The organism is Bacillus sp. P14.5 (assembly GCF_003316765.1).
Taxonomy (GTDB): Bacteria; Bacillota; Bacilli; order Bacillales; family Bacillaceae_B; genus Rossellomorea.
In genome coordinates this window covers 1-2,522 of the sequence record NZ_NIJF01000003.1, presented here as the reverse complement: position 1 = coordinate 2,522, position 2,522 = coordinate 1, and the positions used below count along the sequence as shown (strand labels likewise).

The 2,522-nt window shown below is 52.0% G+C and carries 2 protein-coding genes and 2 pseudogenes; all 4 read left to right on the top strand.

Features of this window, described 5'->3' with window-relative positions; all coding sequences use genetic code 11:
• A pseudogene (locus tag B9Z54_RS00200) lies at window positions 1–342 on the top strand (type IV pilus twitching motility protein PilT); the annotation flags it as partial.
• 4 nt (window positions 343–346) lie between these two features.
• Window positions 347–1,563: pseudogene (locus B9Z54_RS26590) on the top strand (type II secretion system F family protein).
• 141 nt (window positions 1,564–1,704) lie between these two features.
• Window positions 1,705–2,181, top strand: a complete 477-nt coding sequence (locus tag B9Z54_RS00190) for a prepilin-type N-terminal cleavage/methylation domain-containing protein (RefSeq protein ID WP_113926545.1) — start codon at window positions 1,705–1,707, stop codon at window positions 2,179–2,181.
• A 93-nt stretch (window positions 2,182–2,274) separates the two neighbouring features.
• Window positions 2,275–2,522: prepilin peptidase (locus B9Z54_RS00185; RefSeq protein ID WP_162785022.1), on the top strand; the 248-nt coding region annotated here is incomplete at its 3' end.

The window sequence follows — 2,522 nt, the reverse complement described above, 5'->3', positions numbered from 1 at the left end:
CATACGTCGAGCGCGATGTCGACCGTCAGCCGTATCATCGACGCCTTCCCGGCCGAGCAACAGGACCAAATCCGGACCCAGCTCGCCAACGTGCTACTCGGTGTCGTCAGTCAGCGTTTATTCCCGCGCGTCGACGTGCCGAAAGGTCGTGTCGCCGCGATGGAAATCATGATCGGCAATCCGGCCGTCGCCAACTTGATTCGGAATGAGAAGGAGTTCCAACTCCCGACCGTCATCCAGACGAACCGGCAGAACGGGATGCAGACGATGGACATGGCGATCGAACAGCTCGTCCGTCAAGGCGTCATCAACCCGAACGCCGTACCAAATGAAGAGAGGTGACTGAATGGCCATCTTCCAATATGAAGGCAAACTGCTGAACGGGAAACGTAAGAAAGGGCGGGTCACCGCCGTCTCGCTCCGCGAGGCGAAAGAAAAACTACGCCAAGAATCGATTCTCGTCACCGAGCTCGCTGAACTCGAGTCGACGGGGTTGAATACTGAAATCAACCTGCTCCCGGAGCGGGTCAAGATTGAACATTTAATCATGTACGTGCGCCAGTTCGCGACGCTCATCCGGGCCGGTGTACCGATTGTCCGAGCGACGTCAATCTTGCGCGTCCAAACCGAATCGAAAGTATTGAAGAAGACGCTCAGCCAAGTCGAGGACGACTTACGCGAAGGGATCGCGTTCTCGGAAGCAATCAAGAAACATCCGCGCGTCTTCTCGAACTTCTTCAGCTCGATGGCACTCGCGGGTGAGGCGAGCGGGAACTTGGAGGAGGCGCTCGACCAAATCGGGCTCCAGCTCCAAAACAATACGACGTCAAACGCAAAGTCATCTCGGCGCTGACGTATCCGCTCGTCGTCTCAATCGTCGCCATCGGTGTCGTCGCCTTCCTCATGGTGAACGTTGTCCCGACGTTCGCGAGCATCTTCGGACAGCTCGGCGGGGAACTCCCGCTCATCACCCGCATCGTCGTCGCCGTCTCCGATTTCGTCGCCGCCTATTGGTGGCTCATCTTCGGGGGGGCACTCGTCGCGCTACTCGTTTTCGCGTGGATGCTGAAGCGCGACAAGGAACGGTACGTGATTGATAACTTACTGTTGAAGCTACCGATTTTCGGGCCAATCGTCCTAAAGTCGCAAATCGCGTTATTGACGCGAAGTTTGGCCGTCTTACTCCAAGCGGCGGTACCGATTTTGTCGGCGATCGAGATCACCGAAAAGATCGTCTCGAACCGGGTCATCCGGAAAGGGCTCGCCCAAGCGCGTAAGATGATGGCGCAAGGAATCCCGCTCCATGAACCGCTCGAACGGAATGATAGCTTCCCGCCGCTCATGACGCAAATGATTGCCGTCGGCGAGGAGAGCGGGGATTTGGACTCGATGCTGAACGAGGTCGCGGAGTTTTATGAGACCGAGGTCGAGACGACGACGGACCGCTTGAAATCAATCATCGAACCGTTATTGATTGTTGTCTTGGCGAGTATCGTCGGTGTCATCGTCATCGCCATCGTCGTCCCAATGTTCCAAATTTATGGCGATATCCAAAATCAGTAGAAATAATTTATTTATTTGCAGATTTGTATCTTTTCAATCCTATTTCTAGAATGTATAGTAAAATTGTTCTACTTGTATTAGGTCAAAGGTAATGAATCTAGCTTACATCACAGCACAACACACAAAAGGGGAGAATGAATCATGTTGGAGAAAATGAAAATGATTTGGCAAGATGCCAAACAATTGAAAGATGAGCGTGGGCTCACACTCGTCGAGTTACTCGTCGTCGTCGTCATCTTGGGGATTATCGCAGCCATAGCCGTCGTCGCGATCGGTGGGATTATCGAGAACTCGAAGAAGGATGCGATGGTTGCCGATGCGAAGCAGATGGTGAGTTCGGCAAAAATTTATACAGCATCAAATGACGTTATAGATGGTACCGTTTTAAACTTTAATGGGGAAGCAGAAGGTACAACTGACCTTTCGAGCTATGTAGGTTCATTAAAAGATCCGTTTAAAGAAGGCACTTATAACACTGCAACCGTAACTGTAGGTAAAAACGGAAATAAATATACTTATACAGCAAACCTTGTAGGTGAGAAATTCACTTTGTCAGGTTTGGAAAGTGCGCTTAAAAAAGATTCATTGTCAGCTACAGACTCAGGCGATGATGAGTAAATAATTATTACCTCCGGCTGGCGCTGGGCACTCGCTCAGCCTAGCCGGTTTTCTGTTTTTGGCATATACTTACAAGTAAGGAAGTGACCTTGATTGGTTGAACTCATTGGACTCATTTATAGCCTCGTCCTCGGGGCCGTCATCACCTCATTCACGAACGTCGTCGGGCTCCGCGTGCCACGCAAGCAATCGATTGTCACCCCGCGCTCGCACTGTCCGTCATGTGGACATGTCTTATCCGCCTGGGAACTCATTCCGGTCTTCGGCTACGTGTTCCTGCGCGGGAAATGCAGCGGCTGTGGCGGGCGGATCGCGCCGACGTACCCGCTCTTTGAACTCCT

Excerpts from the sequence above, each read along its gene's own strand:
- B9Z54_RS00190 (WP_113926545.1), top strand. The coding sequence starts at position 1,705 with ATGTTGGAGAAAATGAAAATGATTTGGCAAGATGCCAAACAATTGAAA.